The organism is Cupriavidus sp. UME77, from assembly GCF_014170355.1.
GTDB classification, from domain to species: domain Bacteria; phylum Pseudomonadota; class Gammaproteobacteria; order Burkholderiales; family Burkholderiaceae; genus Cupriavidus; species Cupriavidus basilensis.
The window spans coordinates 37291-55992 of sequence record NZ_LZZU01000021.1 but is presented as its reverse complement, the minus strand read 5'-3'; the positions used below and the strand labels follow the sequence as shown (position 1 = coordinate 55992).

Annotated in this window: 17 protein-coding genes; 8 read left to right on the top strand and 9 right to left on the bottom strand. The window is 62.3% G+C overall.

Annotation, left to right across the window (positions count from 1 at the left end; translation table 11 throughout):
- Positions 1–16: 16 nt before the first annotated feature.
- The 9 genes from A9975_RS09955 to A9975_RS09915 are packed head-to-tail and all read right to left on the bottom strand — an operon-like array spanning position 17 to position 9113.
- Positions 17–1360: a type 4b pilus protein PilO2 gene (locus tag A9975_RS09955; protein ID WP_183032547.1), complete on the bottom strand. Its 1344-nt coding sequence runs from the start codon at positions 1358–1360 to the stop codon at positions 17–19.
- Entirely contained in the window at positions 1357–3147 is a 1791-nt protein-coding gene (locus A9975_RS09950; protein WP_255503137.1) for a protein PilN, read from the bottom strand. The genes A9975_RS09955 and A9975_RS09950 overlap by 4 nt, the downstream gene beginning before the upstream one ends.
- 10 nt (positions 3148–3157) lie before the next feature.
- Positions 3158–3772: a toxin co-regulated pilus biosynthesis Q family protein gene (locus tag A9975_RS09945; RefSeq protein WP_183032545.1), complete on the bottom strand. Its 615-nt coding sequence runs from the start codon at positions 3770–3772 to the stop codon at positions 3158–3160.
- A gap of 16 nt (positions 3773–3788) precedes the next feature.
- Complete coding sequence (locus A9975_RS09940; protein WP_183032544.1) at positions 3789–4247, bottom strand: lytic transglycosylase domain-containing protein; 459 nt, start codon at positions 4245–4247, stop codon at positions 3789–3791.
- The gene (locus tag A9975_RS09935) at positions 4244–5464 is read right to left on the bottom strand and encodes a pilus assembly protein PilL (protein WP_183032543.1); all 1221 of its coding nucleotides are present in this window, start codon (positions 5462–5464) and stop codon (positions 4244–4246) included. Before A9975_RS09935 ends, A9975_RS09940 begins: the two co-directional genes overlap by 4 nt.
- Positions 5461–6279, bottom strand: a complete 819-nt coding sequence (locus tag A9975_RS09930) for a transglycosylase SLT domain-containing protein (protein ID WP_183032542.1) — start codon at positions 6277–6279, stop codon at positions 5461–5463. Before A9975_RS09930 ends, A9975_RS09935 begins: the two co-directional genes overlap by 4 nt.
- A complete protein-coding gene (locus A9975_RS38025; protein ID WP_183032541.1) occupies positions 6272–7498 on the bottom strand; it encodes a TrbI/VirB10 family protein in 1227 nt (408 codons plus the stop codon). Before A9975_RS38025 ends, A9975_RS09930 begins: the two co-directional genes overlap by 8 nt.
- Positions 7499–7509: 11 nt before the next feature.
- Positions 7510–8388: a TrbG/VirB9 family P-type conjugative transfer protein gene (locus A9975_RS09920; protein WP_255503136.1), complete on the bottom strand. Its 879-nt coding sequence runs from the start codon at positions 8386–8388 to the stop codon at positions 7510–7512.
- A gap of 17 nt (positions 8389–8405) precedes the next feature.
- Complete coding sequence (locus A9975_RS09915) at positions 8406–9113, bottom strand: type IV secretion system protein (RefSeq protein WP_183032539.1); 708 nt, start codon at positions 9111–9113, stop codon at positions 8406–8408.
- A gap of 379 nt (positions 9114–9492) precedes the next feature.
- Between A9975_RS09915 and A9975_RS09910 the strand changes: the two genes are divergently transcribed.
- Genes A9975_RS09910 through traD form a run of 8 tightly spaced genes read left to right on the top strand, consistent with a single transcriptional unit; the run spans position 9493 to position 18700 of the window.
- Positions 9493–10545, top strand: a complete 1053-nt coding sequence (locus A9975_RS09910) for a CpaF family protein (protein WP_183032538.1) — start codon at positions 9493–9495, stop codon at positions 10543–10545.
- Between the two features lie 17 nt (positions 10546–10562).
- The gene (locus A9975_RS09905; protein ID WP_183032537.1) at positions 10563–10907 is read left to right on the top strand and encodes a prepilin; all 345 of its coding nucleotides are present in this window, start codon (positions 10563–10565) and stop codon (positions 10905–10907) included.
- 1 nt (position 10908) lies between these two features.
- Positions 10909–11238 (top strand): VirB3 family type IV secretion system protein, encoded by a 330-nt coding sequence (locus A9975_RS09900; RefSeq protein WP_183032536.1) that lies wholly within the window; start codon positions 10909–10911, stop codon positions 11236–11238.
- A complete protein-coding gene (locus A9975_RS09895; protein ID WP_183032535.1) occupies positions 11232–13685 on the top strand; it encodes a VirB4 family type IV secretion system protein in 2454 nt (817 codons plus the stop codon). The genes A9975_RS09900 and A9975_RS09895 overlap by 7 nt, the downstream gene beginning before the upstream one ends.
- A gap of 14 nt (positions 13686–13699) precedes the next feature.
- Positions 13700–14452, top strand: a complete 753-nt coding sequence (locus tag A9975_RS09890; RefSeq protein WP_183032534.1) for a conjugal transfer protein TrbJ — start codon at positions 13700–13702, stop codon at positions 14450–14452.
- A 23-nt stretch (positions 14453–14475) separates the two neighbouring features.
- A complete protein-coding gene (locus A9975_RS09885) occupies positions 14476–15564 on the top strand; it encodes a type IV secretion system protein (RefSeq protein WP_183032533.1) in 1089 nt (362 codons plus the stop codon).
- 14 nt (positions 15565–15578) lie between these two features.
- Positions 15579–16841, top strand: a complete 1263-nt coding sequence (locus A9975_RS09880; RefSeq protein WP_255503135.1) for a TraI domain-containing protein — start codon at positions 15579–15581, stop codon at positions 16839–16841.
- A gap of 2 nt (positions 16842–16843) precedes the next feature.
- Positions 16844–18700 (top strand): conjugative transfer system coupling protein TraD, encoded by a 1857-nt coding sequence (traD, locus tag A9975_RS09875; protein WP_183032531.1) that lies wholly within the window; start codon positions 16844–16846, stop codon positions 18698–18700.
- The last annotated feature ends 2 nt before the right edge of the window (positions 18701–18702 follow it).

Here is an 18702-nt window from a genome sequence, read left to right as displayed (position 1 = left end):
ATTTCAGTCTTCCTTCTCAGTTGCGGGCAAAGGCATCGCCCTTGACCGTCAACATGAATTTCGATTGCTTGAGGTCGGGAGCGGCGTTCAGGTTCACGGCGAGTTCGATGCTCTTCACCACGACCTGCGGACCGAATCCCTTGAACTCGCTCAGGTTGCGCAGCGGTCCGGTGATTTCCCAGGCGCCGGAGACAACCGGGTGCGTCAGGGAGGCAGCCCCTTCCGTCGGGACAGTGCCGTAGATCGCGACGTCCTTGAGCTCGGCCTTGGACGCAACCGGCCAGAGGGTCTGCAATTGGGAGCCAAACCGAACGCGCAGGTCCATCGCCGTCGGCAGCTTCTCCAGCACTGTCCCGAGAGGCGTACGGGTTCCTACCGGCACTTGGGCGGACACCACGGCCCTGGTGTCGCCGGCCAGGAAGGTCGGCACACCGAACTGGTCGGGCAGCGCAGCCAGGAACGTCTGATTGGTCAGCCCCTTGGCACCCTGCTGGATCGCATACGTCAGCAGGCATGTCGTCTCCGGCGTGGACACATCAAGACAGGCGATGGTCGCGAGCGTCCAGCCGCCGATCTGCAATGGCACTGCATCGGCAAACCAGCGATACCACGACGCCATCGCGGTGGCCACCGGCGCGACGGGCGTTGCCGCTCGCTGGGCCAGGTCCTCGGCATAACGCTCTGCGGGCGTCTTCTGCGGAGGTGGTGGGTGTAGACGCCGCTGATAGGCGTCGTACTCCGCCTTGCCATACTTCCAGCCGACCGCACCCACCAGCGCAAGGGTCGCGAGCACAAGCAACCGTTTGCGCTGGGAAGATGCACCGGGCCTCTTAAGCAGTGCGCCCGGCCCCGCTTGCGCGGCCAACGCTTCCAGCGCAAAAGGCAAATGCGTGATCCGGCGGTCGGTCGGCAACAAAGCCATCAGTTCCGGCGCGTTGCCCACCAGCTTGAAGTCGCCGTCGCACTTCGTCGGGAAATCGGCTGCAAGCTGAGCGAGCGTCTTCTCGTCGTGCACCACCTGATCGAAGCCCACACGGGGGCGGCCTTTGACGATGCCGCAGACCAGATAGATCGGTGGCTGGCCAGGCGCGTCCAGGCGGAACACAAAGAACGCATTTGGGACGACGTCAGGGATGCGGGCCAACGTGGCGGCGCCTGAGTACAGCTTGTCCTTGATCTTGGCCTGGCCGTCCGCCGCGTCCAGATAGCCGATGTGAAGCGACTGATCCTCGTGCCAGATACGCGCGGCCTTGACCTCCCGCGCAATATTGGCCGCCAGCGTCCCAGGCGCGCCGCTGCCGGTCAGCGTGCGCCACTGCATGCCGAAAACCAGCTTTTTGCCGTGGATGTCGAGAATCATTGCGCTGGGGCCTCGCCCTGATCTTCAATCATCACGGTGGCCAGGACCAACGTCAGGGTGCGGGACTTCGTCGCGGTCAGAGACCCGCCAGCGATCGTCGGGAGCAAGTCCGCGAGCGTGCGGTGCGTCATCTGGGTATCCGTCTGATCGAACGCGGTCACAATCACCGTCTGCCCGTTGCGCACAATCAAGTCCTGGGCCGGAATGCCCTTGGCAATCGTCTTTGGCACTTGCACGGACTGCTGATTCACGCCGCTACCCGAGGTGAACGTCTGGATGGGGCCGTCCAGCGCGGACTGGTCGAATGCCAGCGTCAGGTTGACGTCGTCGCGCGAAGTCGCATCCGGAAACACCGTGAGCTTGAAGCCGACAGTACCCGTGGACGTGGTAATGCCCGGGGTACCGCCGGTACCGCCAACTGTCGATGCAGCCGGTGTGGTGGCAGACACATAGGCATACTCGCGACGGTTGTTGTACTGCGCGGCGTGGCGGTTACGCATCGCCAGCGGAACCGCCACGGACGTCGTGACAGTGCCGTATTGCTTCAGCGCAGTCACGATCGCCTGCGTGCCATTCCAACCGCCCGAAGTGATCCCAAGGCCGAAGCTGCCGGCACTGGACGAAACCAGCGACGCTGGCGAAAGCGCGCTGAAGGTGAAGCCCGGCACCCGGTCCAGTGCCTTGGTGAGCACCGCATTCCAGTCCATCCCCGCCTCGCCGTTGTCGGTGATCGTGAAATCAACCGTCTGGAACTTCAGGTAGACCATCCGCGAGTAGATAGCGATCTGGCGACGCACGATCTCGTCAGCCGCTTCGACAGCCTCTTTCGTATCACGCAGCGTCAGAATGCCCGTGGCCGGATTGATCTCGGCGCTGCCCACCATCGACATGGCCGGCACGATGCTCTTCTTGATACCGTCCAGGTCGTCGATGTCCTTGCTCTCGGACTTCACCGCGCCGTCGATCTTCGCGGTCTGCCCGGAGCCACCGCCGGAACTGCCGTTCGAGCCCCGAGCGCTCTCCTTGAACTCGGTGGTAAAGGAACTAGTGCCCGCCTTCATCGGCAACTGCCAGGTCTTGGTAGTGAGGCGGTAGAAGCGAATCACGCCCTTCGAGGCGCTGTATTCCCAATTGATGCCCAGGCGCGTCGCAATAAGATCGAGCATGTTGGCGAGTGGCATTTTTTCGCTGTTCTTGAACTCGACGTTCAAGGCGCTTTCCACCAGCGGTGTGGCTTGGGCCATGCTGGGAGTGCCGCCCAGCAGGCCGGTCGGAAGCGGGGCGCCAAGGGCAGGTGCCTGGCCAAGCACGGGCATCGCCTGCGGCATCGCGCCACCGGCCTGCTGGTTGCGCGACAGCTGCCCGGCCTGCGACATCATGCTGCGGGGCAGCAGCATGCTTGCCGGAAGATAAACATCCGATTCGACCTTCACCGGGATCCCGGTCGCCATCGTGATGCGCTGCCCAGCTACTGCCAGCGGCATGACGCGCTCGGGAAAGATCACCCATGTGTCGACGTTGTTGCGCAATGCAAGCGGGAGGGTAACGTTTCGCGCTGTCGGAACGGCTCTGCCCACGAGAAAGGGCTTGGACACTTCCTGCTCAGCCTCAACGGCGGCGCGGTCGCGGCGCATCCGGGCATAGAGCGCGCCCGTCATTGCATCACCTTGGGCCCGGGTGTCCTCGGCAGCCTGCCTGGTGTCCTCGAGCAGGCGCGGCGAGACGCAACCGGCCAGTGTCGAACATACGAGCAAGGCGACGGCGGTAGGGCGAAAGATTTGGTTCATTTGCATGGCCTTACTGGGTCAGATCGCACTTGGTGGTCAGCTTCACGACGCGCACCATGTTGTTGGAGTGAAAGCACGGCTTAACTTTGTAGTCGGTGAGTTCGGTTGCCTCCAAGACGTGACGCACCGCTGACTTAAAGTCACCTTGGAACGAGTCGTTCCCCACGATCGGAAGATCCTTGTCGAGTTCCCACGGTGCGGCCGTCCACCCCGCACGGGTAGCCCACGCCTCGATCAGCTGCCGGTAATTCCCGTCCGTCGCCGACACTGTCCAGGCCGCAAGCGCGGCAGGCGCCGCAGCGTTGCTCGCCGCGACAATTGCGGACCCTGCTGGCGCCGCAACGACTTGCGACGTTGCCAAAACAGGCGGAACCGACGCGGGGGCGATATCGCTCGCAGCGGGCACCGCTGGCCCCGCCGCCTTGGGCGACTTCGCCTTCGTGTTTGCAGCGAGACGCTGCCAGCCATCGCCCTTGAGCGGCGCCGCGGGTTCGAAGTTGCCTGTTGGCTCAATGCCGAACGGCGTCGCGGACGGCACGGCCGCATGGGCACCGACACACACGCACAACGCGCTCGCGGCAAGAACAGTCCGGCTCAACCGGCGCATCTGATCAATGGGAAGCATGACTTTTTACCTTCGGTTATCTAATGGCTTGGTTGGCCGGCGCTCCGCGCTGGAGCGTGCTGTAGATACGGTTGATGTACTTGAGACGCTTATCCGGCGACGCCGCGTTGTAGGCTCCCACCGCATCCCAAGTTGGCCCGTATCGATCCAGGTTCTCTCGCAAAATCCAGGCGCCGATATAGGCATTCGTGCAAGGCTCGAACAGCGCTTGCCGGGTGATCCCAAATCGGGCGAGCCTCGGCAGATGCACCGTGTTGATTTGCATCAGACCGATATCCTCGCTGCCGTTGGCGTTGCGATTGACGGCATTGGCCCGCATCCCGGACTCGTGCTGCGCAATGCCTCGCAGCAACACCGGGCTCACCTGGTGGAACATCGCGGCATCGTCCAGGCAGTCCGCCCAGCCGAAACTCGGCCCACAGAGGGAGAGCACGAGCGCCACTAGCGGCGACACCCGCTTAAGCAGACGCCTCATGACGCCGCCCGCTCATAGAAACGGACTTCGGGTTGACGGGTCACGTTGACCGTCTTGCCGTCAGCCGTCACTATCAGACGCGCGCTGATGCCGTTGTATTTGTAGTACCGGTCCTTGTGCTCACCATTCGACTGGTTGGCCTCATCCCGCACCGACACCGCGATCAGCGATTGGCGGAAACTCAGGTAGGTGGCCCCGTCCTTCTCGAAGACGCGCTCCAGGCCAGCCGCGTTGTCGCGGGGGAACTGATAGGCAATGCCGGGCACGCGCGCGACTTCCACAGCCTTGCCGTCACCGCGTACAGTGAACCGATCGGCGGTGCGGAACGACAAAACCTTTTCGGCTTCATTCCAATCGGTATCGATCTCGCGCCCGCCCTCCCCCTGCACCAGCAGGTTCGTCGGCTTTGCAGGGAATCGCATCTCGACGCGACCGGCCTTGTTGTCGCGAATGGCCTCCGCATTGAAGGCGGCGTTGAGCGCGGAGCCATCGGCCTCGCCGGCATCGGCGGCCACCGCGGTGAGCTCAGGCGCTGGTGTTGCCGGCGCTGCCACCGCTGTTGCACCGGAACCCGCAATCTCCAGAGACTTGGGCGGGGTGGCCCGCAACGCGATGTTCTTTCGGTCGAAATCCACTTCTGCGTACAGACCGCGCTGCGCCAACAGGCGCTCGAGCGCCTGCACCCAGTTCTCGCCGGCCCGCGTCGCAAAGCGCAGTTCCTCGCTGAGCGCGATATCCTTCTGCGCTGTCCCGGTCCAGCCGGTCGGCGCAATGGTCTTGATCATGGGTGCCAGCGCCAAGGTGGCATCGCTCTGGCGCACCAACGCGAGGCCGTTGTGGCCGCCGATCATCGCCAGCCGGCCGCTGAACCCGGTGAAGGCGCGCGGCAGGTCGCCAGTCGGATTCGCAGGCTCGCCGGTAAAACCATGGGCCCGCTTCCAACGCGCCGTGACAGCGCTCCCGTTCGCCGTGTAGCGCACCACCTCGGGCACCCCTTCGAGTACTACGTACGGACCGGAAGACTGGCCCCCTTCCGCGACGACCTGTTGGCCGGGGCGCGGTTGGATGTAGGTGCTGCTGCCGTCGTTGAAGATCATTGCCGGCCGTGCGGCCGAGGCCGCTACTACCTGATAGTCGAAATCGAATGGATCGGTGGGCGCAGCGGCAACGGTTCCGCAAAGGAGCAGCGCGGCGGCGAAAATAATGGACTTGGTCATTGGGTAAGGGTCGCCGGATCGAGTTGCTTGAAGTGGGTCATGAAGCGAGCAAAGTAGGCACCGCCGCGGCTCGGATCGGCGCTGTGGTACCAGGCGACTGCCTTCATCGCGGACCCGCTCCGTTGCAGGTTCTCCATCAGGATCGTCTCAGCCACGCGGATGTTGGTCGCCGGCGCCAGCGCCTCCCAGGGGGAGGCAAAGCGTTGGCCGTGGTAGCACCAGTTGATTTGCATAATCCCGACGTCGAAGTCGCATCGCCGGGCGGCAAGCAGGCGGTTGACCGTCGCGTGCGCATCCTCCCGCGTGGCGAAGAACATGCCGCGTCCGGCAACGTTGAGCGTCCAGGGCCAGGGCCGGCCGCGATAGGCCGACTCGTTCATGGCGATGCCCGCCAGAATCAGCGGGTCCACGCGATGGCTCATGGCCGCAAACGGTGCAGCCTTCGGTGCGCAAGCCCAGCCGCCACGACGCTCGACCATCGCCTCTTGCGCGGCCTCGGTCAATTCGGTCGGCCGCAGCCAGCCCTCTCCGGCAAACACGCTCGCAAGGGGTATCGTCTTTCCCTCCCGGACAATCTCCGGGCCCTGCGCGCCGCCAGCCTCGATCTGCGCACCGATCAGCTGGGCGGACCAGCCTAGGAAGCGCTCCAGCCCGCAGTACAGCACTGGCTTACCGGGGAGGCTCAGCAGCCGTGCGGCACCATCCGCGCGCACGACCACCGCGGTCGGACTGACAATCGCCTCGATCGTTGCCGCGTGCGGGATGGCAGGCGTCACCGCGAGCGCCGTCGCTAAGAGGCATGCGCGCTCAATCACGGTAGGGCTCCAAGACCATGTCGTGTTTGACCTGCACGAGCATCCTCTGGCCCGGCTCGGTGGTGATCGTCGGCCGGATGTTCTGGTTGCGATTGAGGATGGTCTGCGCGGTCTGCGCCGCAACCTGCCCGGCGGTGTTGCCGTAGGTGGTCAGTCCCCCCGGCGTCGCTGTGGTGGCCGTCGCCGTGTTGTTGAATCGCTGCTCCAGGAAGCCGATGATCACGGCACCCGAGAAGATCTTGAAGAAGTGATTGTTGACGTCGCCGCTAATGCCGGCGTAGCCGTTGGGGTCCGCACCCTGCATACCCAAGAGAGGCACAACCTTGCCATTCGGCATCTGCATCCGAATGAATGCCGCGAGCAAGCGCTCCTGCCCGATGGCGATGTCTGGGCTATAGGCGCCGACCAGCGTCGTGCCGGCCGCGATCACCTTGCAGGTCCCATCTACCGTGTCGTACACGTCCTGATCCACCGTCGCGCGGAACTCACCTGGCTTGTCCGAGTTATTGCCGCCAACGAAGGTGGCCGGGATGACGAATCCGCGGCTCAGCGTGCACTTCGGCAGTACGCCGGAGAAACTGGTGCGCAGGGTTTTCGTCGCCGACGTCTCGTTCAGGAACTGCCGGTCGCTAAATACCGTCGCAGGTTCCTGGCCCGGGGGCACACCCGCGCCGCCGGCGCCCGCCGCCGCTGCCTGCTGCATTGCGCGCATCTGCGCGGGATCAGGCAGGCCCGATAGGTTCGCCTGACCCGAAGCCCGCGCATTCTTCAGCTGACCAGCACTTTTGAAGATGGGCGCTGTGAAGAGCGCATCTTCGTTGCTCTTCTTTGACAAATTCTCGCCACCCTGACTCTGGCCACCGCCACCAAAATCCTGTGCGGTCAGGATGGGTGCCTTGCCTGCCGGTTCGTTCTGTTTGCCTGCAAGCATCTTCTGGCGCGCAGCCTCGGCGCGAGCATCTTCTTGCTGCTTGCGGATCTCCTGGTCCAGGCTGTTGCCCTGCTCCGACGCGGAGGTGCGGTCGCGCAACCGCGCGGCCTTTTGTTCTTCTGCCTTCTGCTTAATCTCCGCATCGCTGCGGCTCTGGTAGTAGTATCCCAGCGTGCCGACGACAACCGCCGCCACGGTCGCCAACGAATAGACGATATTGCGAGGAAGCTTCCCCTTGGTCGCGCGAGCCTGCGCGTCAGTCACGTCCTCGACTTGCGTCTTCTTCACCTTGGCCCCCTTCAGAACAAGCCGAGCAGCCGGCGGCGACCGCGTTGCACAGTGACCTCAGCATTGCCGGAGCGCAGCACCACGTTCTCCGCGAGACGCTGCAGCACCAGGAACTCGCCACGGCGGATGAAGTTCGCGACAACGAAGTCGCTTCCGTCCTTCACCAGCGCGACGGGCCAGTCAGCGCCCTTGGGAATGCGCATCCAGATCGCCTTACCATCGTCAAAGACTTGATCGGGACGGAATTCCGCGTTGCCACCCACCGAGTAGTCGAAATTCAGCTTGTCCGGGGAGACACCGAGCGAAGGCTGCGTGGCCTGGTCCGGCTCAGCGCCGCCTATTCCGGGCGCATCTCCGCCCCGAGCCCTCACCTTCGCCATCATCGGCTCTGGCACGTTGAAGCGGACCTTCTGATAGAACATGCCGCCAAGAGGCGACGACACCAGGGTGAACTCGTAGCTACGCTTGTTCGTGTTCACCGAGAGCGTGTTGACAAGGCCTGGCGCATGCGGGCGCAGATAGATGTGGTTAATGCCGTCGGTGTCATAGCTCCACCGCACGTTCTCACCCCAGGCCGGTTCCGAGGCGATCGTCTCCCCGGCGGGGAATTCGATCGTCGTCGTCTTGAGCGGCGCCGACAGTACGCGGAAGATCTGGTCCTGGCTGTACGTGAAGACCACGAGACGCGAGTCCGCCGGCAGGGCGACCGGATCGGCGCCGCCATTGAGCGGATTGAACGGGTTCATCGCATCGCTGATATCACCGACGCCGAGCGGCGGCACGCCACCGAGGCCTTTGCGCGCCACCTTGTCGGCGGCAAAGCCCAACGGTGACGAGAGAACGAGAGCGATGCTGCCGGCGATGGCCAGCGACGAGAGTCGGTTACGCATGAGGGAATCCATGATGTTCAGACGCCGGACTTCTGAAGGGTAAAGAAGACCGGGTGTACGCCAAAAGGGTTGGGGCCCAGAATGGCCTCGCCCGTGGGCGGCTTGATCTGGTAGCGCACGGTCAGTGCATAGCGAGTGGGCTTAGGCTTGCGTCCCTCTTCCACCGTGGTCGTGACAAAGTCGACCACCACCGTGCTATCCGGCAGCACCGAGACATTCGTCACCTTCGGCTCACGCGTCAGACCAGGCGATGCACTCACCGCCTTGACGGGTTCATCGTCGACGACCCAGTCGTCGAACTGGCCTCGCGCCGCACCGATCATCTGCTCCTTGACGGACCGCAGACTCTTCGACATCCGCGAGTCCTCGATCTTCTCCGTCAGAATCGGCTCGATAGTGAACCAGCGCACCACCAGGTCCTTGAACGCGGCCTGGATCGCAACGTTGCTGGGCTGGTACGCCTCCAACTCACGCACGACGGGCTTGCCACCGGCGTCCGCCGAGACACCGAACGCGCGCACCTGCGGTTCAGGCGGCTGGCGTGTGAGGATCGCGGCCAGCGCGACCACGACCAGTCCCAACGTGGCAAGCTTCCAGTGATTGCGCTCGACTGAGAGTCGCGTCGTACGGTCGAAGATCACCTGGTCGCCGCTCTCTCCGGCATACATACCGGGGGCCGGGGACAGTGCGGTTTTGGAATCGGTCTTTCGGGAAAGCAGTCGCATGAGGCGTCCTATTGGATGCCGCTAATTGAACCAGCAATTGCTACCCCACCGGCCGCCAAAAGCTATGTGATATTCAACAGCTTTCTGGATAATTCCATTCTCGTACCCCCGTCGCACGATCCGTCGTGTTAGCCGGTCCGGATATGACTGTCAGAGGCAATCATGCAAGACCAGAAAGACGACATGTTTGTGTGAGCTTTCTGGGGAATACTGTGAATCATGATTAACGGTCATCCCGAAACGCAACGGGGGTCCGGGCTAAGCAAGTCCGTTGCGCGGGGCCGGCACAGCCCTCGTTTTCGATATTCTGAGAAAACTCGCGAAAATCGTAGAGCTTTCGACGCTCACGTCATCCGGTAGCGAATCAACAATAGCGGGCATGTCTACACATGCCTTCGACCACCCCGCACTACAGCTGAGCCAACTGGAAGACAGTGCCGTCGGCATGTTCTTCGAGTCGCTGTCGCCGGTCCGTCCGTACATGGAGTCCTCCGAGGTGGCGGAGGTCATGATCAACCGCCACGACAGCATCTGGATCGAGCGCAGGGGCCAGCTGCTCAAGCTCGACATCAAGCTCGATCCTGCCATGGTCGAAGGCGCCGTCAGATCGCTCGCCTCGTCCGTGCAGAAGTCGGCTGTTAGAGGAACGCACCAAGGCATTATCAACGCCGGTCATCAAGGCTTGCGCATCGCAGCCGTGATGCGACCGACCGCGATCGACGGCCACGCGCTGAGCATCCGACGCCATCGCGACACCAATCTGACCCTTGCCGACTACGTCAGGATGGGCGCCTTCTCAGCGGCCGTCGCAAAAAGCCGCGAAGCCGAAGCCCCGATTTTCCCGCCCGGCGCGGTGGACGACGAAGTCATGCACGCGCTGGCGGGACTGGTTCGCCAGCGCAAGAGCATCCTCGTCGCCGGCGGTACTTCCTCGGGCAAGACCACCCTGCTTAACGCCCTGGTCGGCGAAATACCCGACACCGAACGCGTGATCACCATCGAGGACACGCAAGAGCTCAAGCTGAGCGTGCCTAACTCGGTACGGCTGCTCAGCAATAGCGACAAGCAGGTCACGACCCAAATGCTGGTCGCGCTAAGCCTCCGATTCCGGCCAGACCGCATCCTCGTTGGTGAGGTCCGCGGCGGTGAGGCGTTCGACTTTATTCAGGCGCTGAACACCGGCCACGATGGTGGCATGGGCTCCCTGCACGCGAGCACCGCCCGCTCGGCGCTCTCGCGCCTGGAAGGCATGGCCATGCTTGGCATCCCGCCAGGCTCCCGCTGGGAACTCAACGATATGCGCAAGCTCATCGCCGAGTGCTTCCACTATGTGGTCCACATGCGGCGCACCGGCGAGCTGCGTCACCTTTCCGAGGTCCTGGAAATTCAGGGGTTCGACGACAACAACTACGTACTCAAACGGGTCTTTTAACCAGGAGCTATTGACCTATGTCCTTTCGCAACTCCCTTAAGGCAGCGCAGAAGCAGTTGGCCACACCGCCCGGTGTCGCGTTGTTGCTGCTCATGGCCGTCGCTACTCCCGCTGCTGCCGCTGACGCCAGCTTTCTGTCCGGTCTCACCAACACCATTTGCGGGATTGCAAGCTTCTTCAACACCACGTTCCTGTTCGTGGCCGGCCTGATCATCATCGTGCTGGCCGCGATTGGCATCGCCAACGCCGAGTCGACCATCATGAAGTTCGTCTCGTTCGCAGGCGTTGGTATCGGCATCGCGGCGGCGGCTGTCCCCATCCTCAAAAACTACGGCATCGGCGCCGCGTGCTCCGGATTCTGACATGCGCAGCCACCACGTCAGCCGCTCGCTTTCTCTTCCGCGCATGATCGGTGGCGCGGTCCGAGGCCTTGCCATTGCCAATGGCACGATCACAGCATTGCTGATCTACGTCACCTATAGGGCCGGATGGCAGTTGCCCGTGGCGGCATTGGTCTTCGGCATCATGGTTCACGGCCTGCTGCGCTGGATCACCACGCGGGATCCGTGGTGGAACCAGGTCCTGAACGTCTTCAATCACTACGGCGACGTTTACGATTCGATGCCGTGGCATGGTCGCATGCACGCCCGGTTCCGCCGTCCCTACGGCTTTGATAGCGACCTCCCATGCTGAAGCGCCGCCCTCTCCAGGAAATCGCTCCCTGGCTCACCCCTTTTACGCCCGAGCTTGTCCTGAACAAGGACGGATCACTGCTGGCAAGCTACGAGTTCACGGGTATTGACGCGGATGCGCCAAACGCCAGCGATATCAGTTCGGCAAGAGATCAGCTTGACCAGGCCTGTCGCTCTTTCGACAGCCGGGTGACCGCGTGGTGGCGGTTGCGCCACCGTCGCACTAAGCGATATGTTGGCGGCGAGTTCGCGTCTCCGTCCGATGCGCGCATTGACGAGCTGAACCGGCAGCACATGACGACCGGGAAGTACTTCACGAACACCCATAGCCTGCATCTGGCCTACACGCCGGAAAACGGGATGGATAAAGTGTTCGACAAGATGAGCTACCACATGACCGTTGGAGGTCGGGCGTTTGTGCCAGCGGCGGTAGAGACGACGAAGGACATTCTGCTGGCTCGCAACGCATTCGCTTTCGACGTCGAGAGGATGAGCGCGGACGCGAAGCGCTTCGAATCGATGCTGGATGCCTTCAAGGGCGGGGCCGTCCGACTGGGGCTGAAACGTCTGGTTCTGCAGGACGCGCTGGCCGAACTCCATCAAACCGCCAACCCGACTGTGCCTCAGCGTCGCATCCGCTATCCGATGACGTTGCTCGACACGCACCTGACCGAGTCGGAAGTCACGGCCGGTGCGGAGCGGCTGATCTTCGAGTCCGCGCATGGCAAGCGCTATGGCGCCATCGTCGCTGTCAAGGAGTGGCTCGGCTTTCAGGAGGCGGCCCTTGATGTGCTGACCCAGATCGATGCCGAACTCGATATCTGCCTGATGTTCCGGTTCCTCGACACCGCCAAGGCGACGAAGCACATCGAGGCCGTCCGTCGTTTCTACAAGATGGCTACCTTCAACGTCTGGTCGATCATCAAGCAGTATGCATCGAAGGAAGAGCCGGAAAACGACGAGGGACGTGAGCAGCTCGCCAAGGAGGCCGGGGCGGCACTGAAGCGTCTGACCGCGGAAGGCCAGCAACATGGATTCGCCAACATCTCCATCATCGTCTACGGCGACACGGAGAATGAGCTTGAAGACTCCGTCAGCGAAGTGGTGGGCGCGCTGACGAACGCGGGATTCGGGTCGATCCGGGAGAAGGCAAATCTGATGCCTGCCTGGAACAGCACCCTGCCCGGTCGCTGGGACAAGCAGCGCCGGCTGCAGTTCGTCGAGACGCCCGCCCTCTCCGACATCGCACCGGTCCGAGCCGTCCACAATGGTCCGAGCTTGAACGGTTGGCTCACCGACAAGGCCGGCATCGAGATCCCGCCGCTAACTTGCCTGCCCACGCGCTACCGCACCGCGCAGAACCTGGACCTGCATCAACCAGGCGGTAACGGCCACCTGCTCATGCTCGGCCCCATCGGCGCGGGTAAATCGGTGATGCTGAACTTCCTGATGTCGCAGGCTGGTCGGCAAAAGGCGCGTCGCATCCGCTTTGACAAGGACCGCTCCACCCGCATCACCACGTTGCTGGGTGGGGGCAAGTTCATTGATATCACTGGCGAGACCCAGGCCGCGACGAAGGTCAATCCGCTTGTGCTGGTGGCAGATCCCGCCAATTTCTCGTACCTGGTCGAATGGCTCGGTCTGGCGATGGAAGACGACGAGTTTCGGCTCTCCCCCCAGCAGCGCACCGATATTTTCGAGGCTGTGCAGATCCTGTCTCGCTATCCGCGCGAGAAATGGACGCTGACTCACCTTTGCACCTTGCTGCATTCAGACCTGCGCGAGCGCCTGCAGATGTGGACCACCGGCGGCCAGTATGGGCACTTCTTCGACAACGTGGAAGACGCCTTCGACGTGAGCGACGACCTCGCCATCGAGATGGGATCCCTGATGGAGAAGTTTCCTGCGGCCGCGGTGCTGTTCGTGGACTATGCCTTCTACCGCATCAAGCAGACGATGGACGGCATCGCGCACGTCGTCATCGAGGTGGAGGAAGCCGGCTTCTTCTTTAAGAACAAGAACGTCTATAGCCGCCTGGAGAACTGGGTCACGACGATCCGCAAGCTTAACGGCGCGATCCGCATGGCGACCCAATCGCTGCGGCAGATCGTCCGTGTTGCCGACTTCGAGATCCTCAAGGACAACATCGGCTCGCTGATCTACCTGCCGAACAACCAGGCCCTTACGGATACCGATCTCTATTGCGACACCTTCGGCCTGACCCGCGATCAAGTGAAGATGATCAATGATGCCGTCCCGAACCGCGACTACCTGTTGGTGACGCGATCGCAGACCCGCATGCTGCAAACCAATTTTTCCGACGAGATGATCGCCATGCTGCGCTCGGACGGATATGCCCAAGCCGTTCTAGACAGGCACATGGCATCAGGCGAACCAGGCTGGCAACATCGCTATGTGCGCGAGATCCTCGCCCGCACTGGCAAGTAAAGGAGATTCTCACCATGATCAAACGCATGACTGCCGCTGGCATCCTGGCGCTCGCTATGGGGTCCGCTTCTATGCCGGCATTCGCAAGCGGCTGGCCAGTCTTCGACGCGGCCAACTTCCTCAAAAACACGCTGACGGCCGCTCAGGCCCTGAAGACCGAGGTGTACGAGAACACCAACATCGCCTACCAGTACAAGATGATGCTGAATCAGTTGCTACAGGCCACTGGACTCGACCCCGCAGCCTTGACGGCACAGGCCAATGCCATCAAGGACGACATCACCAAGCATGAGCAGTACGGCCAGGCACTGCAGTCCCTCTACGGTGGCGTTTCTGAGAATGCCGACTTTCTCGCGCGCGTCCAAAGCCTTGTGGTTCAGTCGGGAAAGACGCCTGAACAATGGTTCCAGGACCAACGTACGCTAATCGGCAACGGCGACAAGGCAGCTAAGCAGCTCTTCTCCATAGCTAGCAAAATCGCGGGTAACAATCAGTCTCTGGCGAAGCGACGGGCAAAGATCCAGGAAGACATGACACTCTCCCCTACCGCCCAAGCGACCGCAGAAGCGACGAATCACATGCTCGACGTGCTGGCCAGCCAGAACAGCGACGTGCTGCAGCTCATGAGTGCCAAGGCACAGACGGATGCCACGAAGGACCAGCGGGCACTAGCCGCCGACACCGAGGCGACGAACGTGACGCAGCAGATCCAGCGCGATCAGGAAGCGCAACTCAACAAACTGCGCCAGACGGTGTTCAAGAACTGATGCCTACCTTTCGAGCCCCTGTCATGCCGTCACGCTTCGCGCGTCTGCTGCTCGCCGCCTTCGTGGCCGCCCTTCTCAGCCTGTGTGCTGGTGCCGTATTCGCGCAAAGCGAAACCGTGGATCTTCCCGGGATAGGAACGCCAGCCGGCGGCGGGTCGAACGGTAGCGGTTCTGTGAGCAGCACGCAACCCGGTAACGGCACGTCGGCCTATACGTCCCCGCCGGGAACGGTTACGGAAGGGCTCGGAAAGGCTGCAGGGAAGATCCAGGGTCTGCGAAGCGGGCTTTCGGCGGGCGCACTCAGGCTTAGCGATACGGTCCGATCCGAAGCAGACAAACTGGCCTTCGCCTTGGGCGTGATCACGCTTGTCCTGGCCGGGTTCCGCTTCGCGGGCACTGGGGACGCCACCGCAGCCTGGACCGATCTGTTGGAAGAATTGGCCCTCATTGGGATCTTTGCCGCGATCTATGTCGGCTATGACCAGTTCGGGCCGGGGATCTTCGAGTGGTTCAATGCCTTAGCCACGCGGATCAATGGCGCAGAGGTCACCCCGGGCGCAAGCATCATCACAACGGCCGGAAAGTTGTGGGATTCGTATGTCAGGATCGCCACGAGCGGGTTCAGCCTCGAGAACATTTTGAAGTCCATGGTTGCTGCGATCCTTCTGTTCCTTGCCTTTCTGGCCTGCGCGTTTGCAGCGATCATCTTTTACTTCTTCACGATGCTTGGAGAGTTGCAAGTCGCAGTAGGCGTGGTGGTCGGCCCAATCGCTGTAGCGCTGGCCTTCTCGTCTTTTACGCGTCGCTACTTCACGGCATGGCTCGACTACATGTTCAGCGGCTCGCTGTACATCGTTGTCGCGGCGATCATTTCCCGTCTCGTGACAACCACGTTGGACTCCACGCTCGGCAGTGTCAATGATGCAGGCACCGACACCATGGCGGCGGGCGTGTACGCATTGGCAATTTCCATCATGCTGATACTGATTTCTCTAGAAATCCCCGCTATCGCCGGGAAGCTGTTCGGCACAGGCGGTGGCGTCTCGGGCGGCGGTGCGCTGCGTGCCGCGGGCCGCGGTGCCTGGAAGCTCGGCGGGAAGATGGTGAAGTGAACATGCATACCGCAATGACCACCGGCGAGCTTCTGGCGGCGCACCAGTCGCGCACCGACCTGATCCGCCAGTACGCCAACGAGGCCGAGCCGGCGGTATTCGCGAAGAAGTGGACCGCCATCCTGGAACGATGCGCCGTCTGGTTCTCCTCGATGCCGCTACGCCCTGAAGAGCACGCGGAGCCGGGTGGTGCGTTCCGTGCCACGGTCGAGGTGGCCTACTTCGCCATGCGCCTGTCGGGCGGCCAGAAGTTCGGCGCGGATAAGCCCTCCGAGCAACGGCGGCGCCTTGAGCCGCAGTACCTGTACGCCCTTTTTCTTGCGGCGTGCTGCTCGAGACTGGACGAGCCGTGCAGGCATTTCCAGTTTCGCCGCGAGGTTGACGACGCCGAATGGCTGCCGGCACTGCACGGCGCCTTTGGTCCGTGGCTGGGCGATGGCAGCTACCGAGTGACACGCCGTGCGGCGGCGCTACCCGTCGAACGCATGCGAACCGCCCTTCTCGCGCGCGAGATTCTCGGCCAGGACATCCTGGCGAGCCTGGACAGCGAAGTGCTGTCGGAGCTGTTCGCCGCCATCAACCCCGAACCTCGACCGGTCACGCTCGAATCGCTGTTGCACAAGGTGGTGCGACTTGCCGTCGACGCCACCACGAGCTTTGAGCTGAAGGCGCGTCGCGCGGACTTTGCCCCGGTGGGGACGCCGGCTCCGCCGGCGGACTTGCTCGCTGTGGGATCCCTGCCCCAGGAGTCGGTGAAGGCTGTTCCGGCTGATACCCCGCCCCATGCCGTGGTCCCTCCGACCGAGAGCGCCGCAGCCTCCGTCATCAGCCTCTTTGCAGCCGCTGGCGCCAAGGGCACTCCGGCATCTGATGCCAGCGACGCGACACCTCTGCAAGATCGCCCCAGCCCCAAAGAGGTACCACGTAGTACTCAGCCAATGCAGCTGGATAGTGGGCGCAGCCTCCGTCGCGGATCGGATGAATCCACCGCGCCCGAAGGACTCGCAGACGTCCTCGGGAATGCCTCCAACCTGATGCGCGAGTTCTTCCTCGCGTTGGCGCAAGACGTTACAGCGGGGAAGGTCCCGGTGACGTGGGCGGGCAACCGCCTTGTCTTGCCAAAGCGGGCGCTGGGCAACTATGGGCTGTCTAGCGACACGTTGATCGAGAGCCTAAAGAAGCTGTCCTTTCTGGCGCGAGTCCAGGGCACCGATCTCGTGCTGACCGAGAAGATAAGTGGCGTTCTCGCGTCGCGCCCGCCGGTTCAGGAGGCTTGAGCATGCGCCATTATGTGAACCACTTTCGGCCGATCTTCGAGATGCGAGCCGCGACCGGGTGGCTCGGTGCATTGGTCCTGCTGCCATTGTCCGGGATGCCGCACTGGGGGTACTTCGCCCTGCTCTGCCTGGCTGCATTTTCCCTGCGCGCGGCGCAAGTCTGGAAGGCCATGAAGTTCCGCATGGCCATCTCCACGAAGTGGCTGACCAAGATCCGCATCGAGAACCTTCTGCACACCACGGCACAGATGCGGCGCGATGAAGACGCCATGTACCTTGGCACCGGGTTCGAATGGACACAGCGTCATTGCCAGATCGCTCACGACATCCTGCGGATGCCCACCAACGACATTCCCGGCTTGCCGAAGTGGCTTCCCAAAGAGGTGGCCGCCGTCGTCGAGAGGCAATTCGCCCCGGCGAATGCATTGCGGGACCGGTCTCCGCAGGGTAAGTCCTGGATCCACGGGATGGAGCCGAAGAAGGTGCACGTCCCCCTCCACTACAAGGCAATGCCGGGCCACACGGCTGTGGCAGGAACGACCGGCAGCGGCAAGACCCGCACCTATGAGGTCATTTGTACCCAGGTCGTTCACGATCCGGACGACATTCTGATTATTGTGGACCCCAAAAATGACCGCGAATGGAAAGAGCGCGTCGAGCGCGAATGCGCCCGCGCCGGCCGAAAATTCCTGTACTGGAAGCAGGCGGCGCCATCCGAGTCGATCCGGCTAAACCCGCTAGAAAACTGGTCGCAGCCGTCGGAAATCGCCAGCCGGATTGCCCAACTGCTAGAAGAGGGTCCGTTCCGGGACTTCGCATTCCTCTTCATTGACCGTGCCGTCAAGGGCGAGCTTTACGTCGGTGACAAGCCGAACCTGCGTTCCATCCTGAATTACGCGCAGAGCGGCATCAACAATCTGCTAGACCGCGCTCTGCGTCGTTTCTTCGCGGAAATGGGATTCACCGCCTGGGAGGACGAGGCGGGTTCCTACATGCAGCAGGTCGGGCAGCGCCCCGGCGGGACGCTGATCGAGGCAATGGTTCGTTTGTACACCGAGCGGTACTTCAACATCGGCCGCGGCCACGAATCCATCGATGGCCTGGTCGGCACCTTTGTTCATGACCGCGACCATTACATGCGGATCATCGCCTCAGTCCTTCCGCTCTTGCAGATGCTTGCCACTGGGGAGACGGGGCTCATGCTCGCCCCCAAGGCAGACGATTTCACCGATGACCGTGAGATTTGGGACATCGACAAGGTGATCAAGCAGAAGGCCGTGCTGTTCGTCGGCCTGGACTCCCTCTCCAGCAGCATTGTCGCGAAGGCCATTGCCTCGATGATCCTGTCCGACGTCGCGTCGGTGGCCGGGGCCATCTACAACTTCTACGCCAATCCGCCTAAGGTTGTCCTGGTCATCGATGAGGTGGCAGAAGCGATCAATGAGCAGGTGATCCAGATCCTCAACAAGGGCCGCGGCGCAGGCTTCAACGCCCTGGTCGCCTTCCAGAGCCGCTCCGATTTGGAAGCGAAACTGGGAAACGCAGCAAAAATGATGCAGGTTTTGGGGAATCTCAACAACCAGATCATCTTACGATTGGAAGACACGGACACGGCCCAGTGGTTCTCGGACAAGGTCGGGGAAACGGCGATTCAGAACATCACCACCACCAGCAGCACGAGCACTGGATCCGAGGCACATATCGGCGAGTTCAACGGGTCGGTTTCTCGTTCGACGCAACTTGAAAAAGCGCCGCTTATCCCGACTCAGCTGATCACTATGTTGCCCAACCTGCAATATTTTCTGCGCATCTCTGGTGGATCCGTCTACCAAGGCCGGATTCCCATCATCGAAGGATAGTA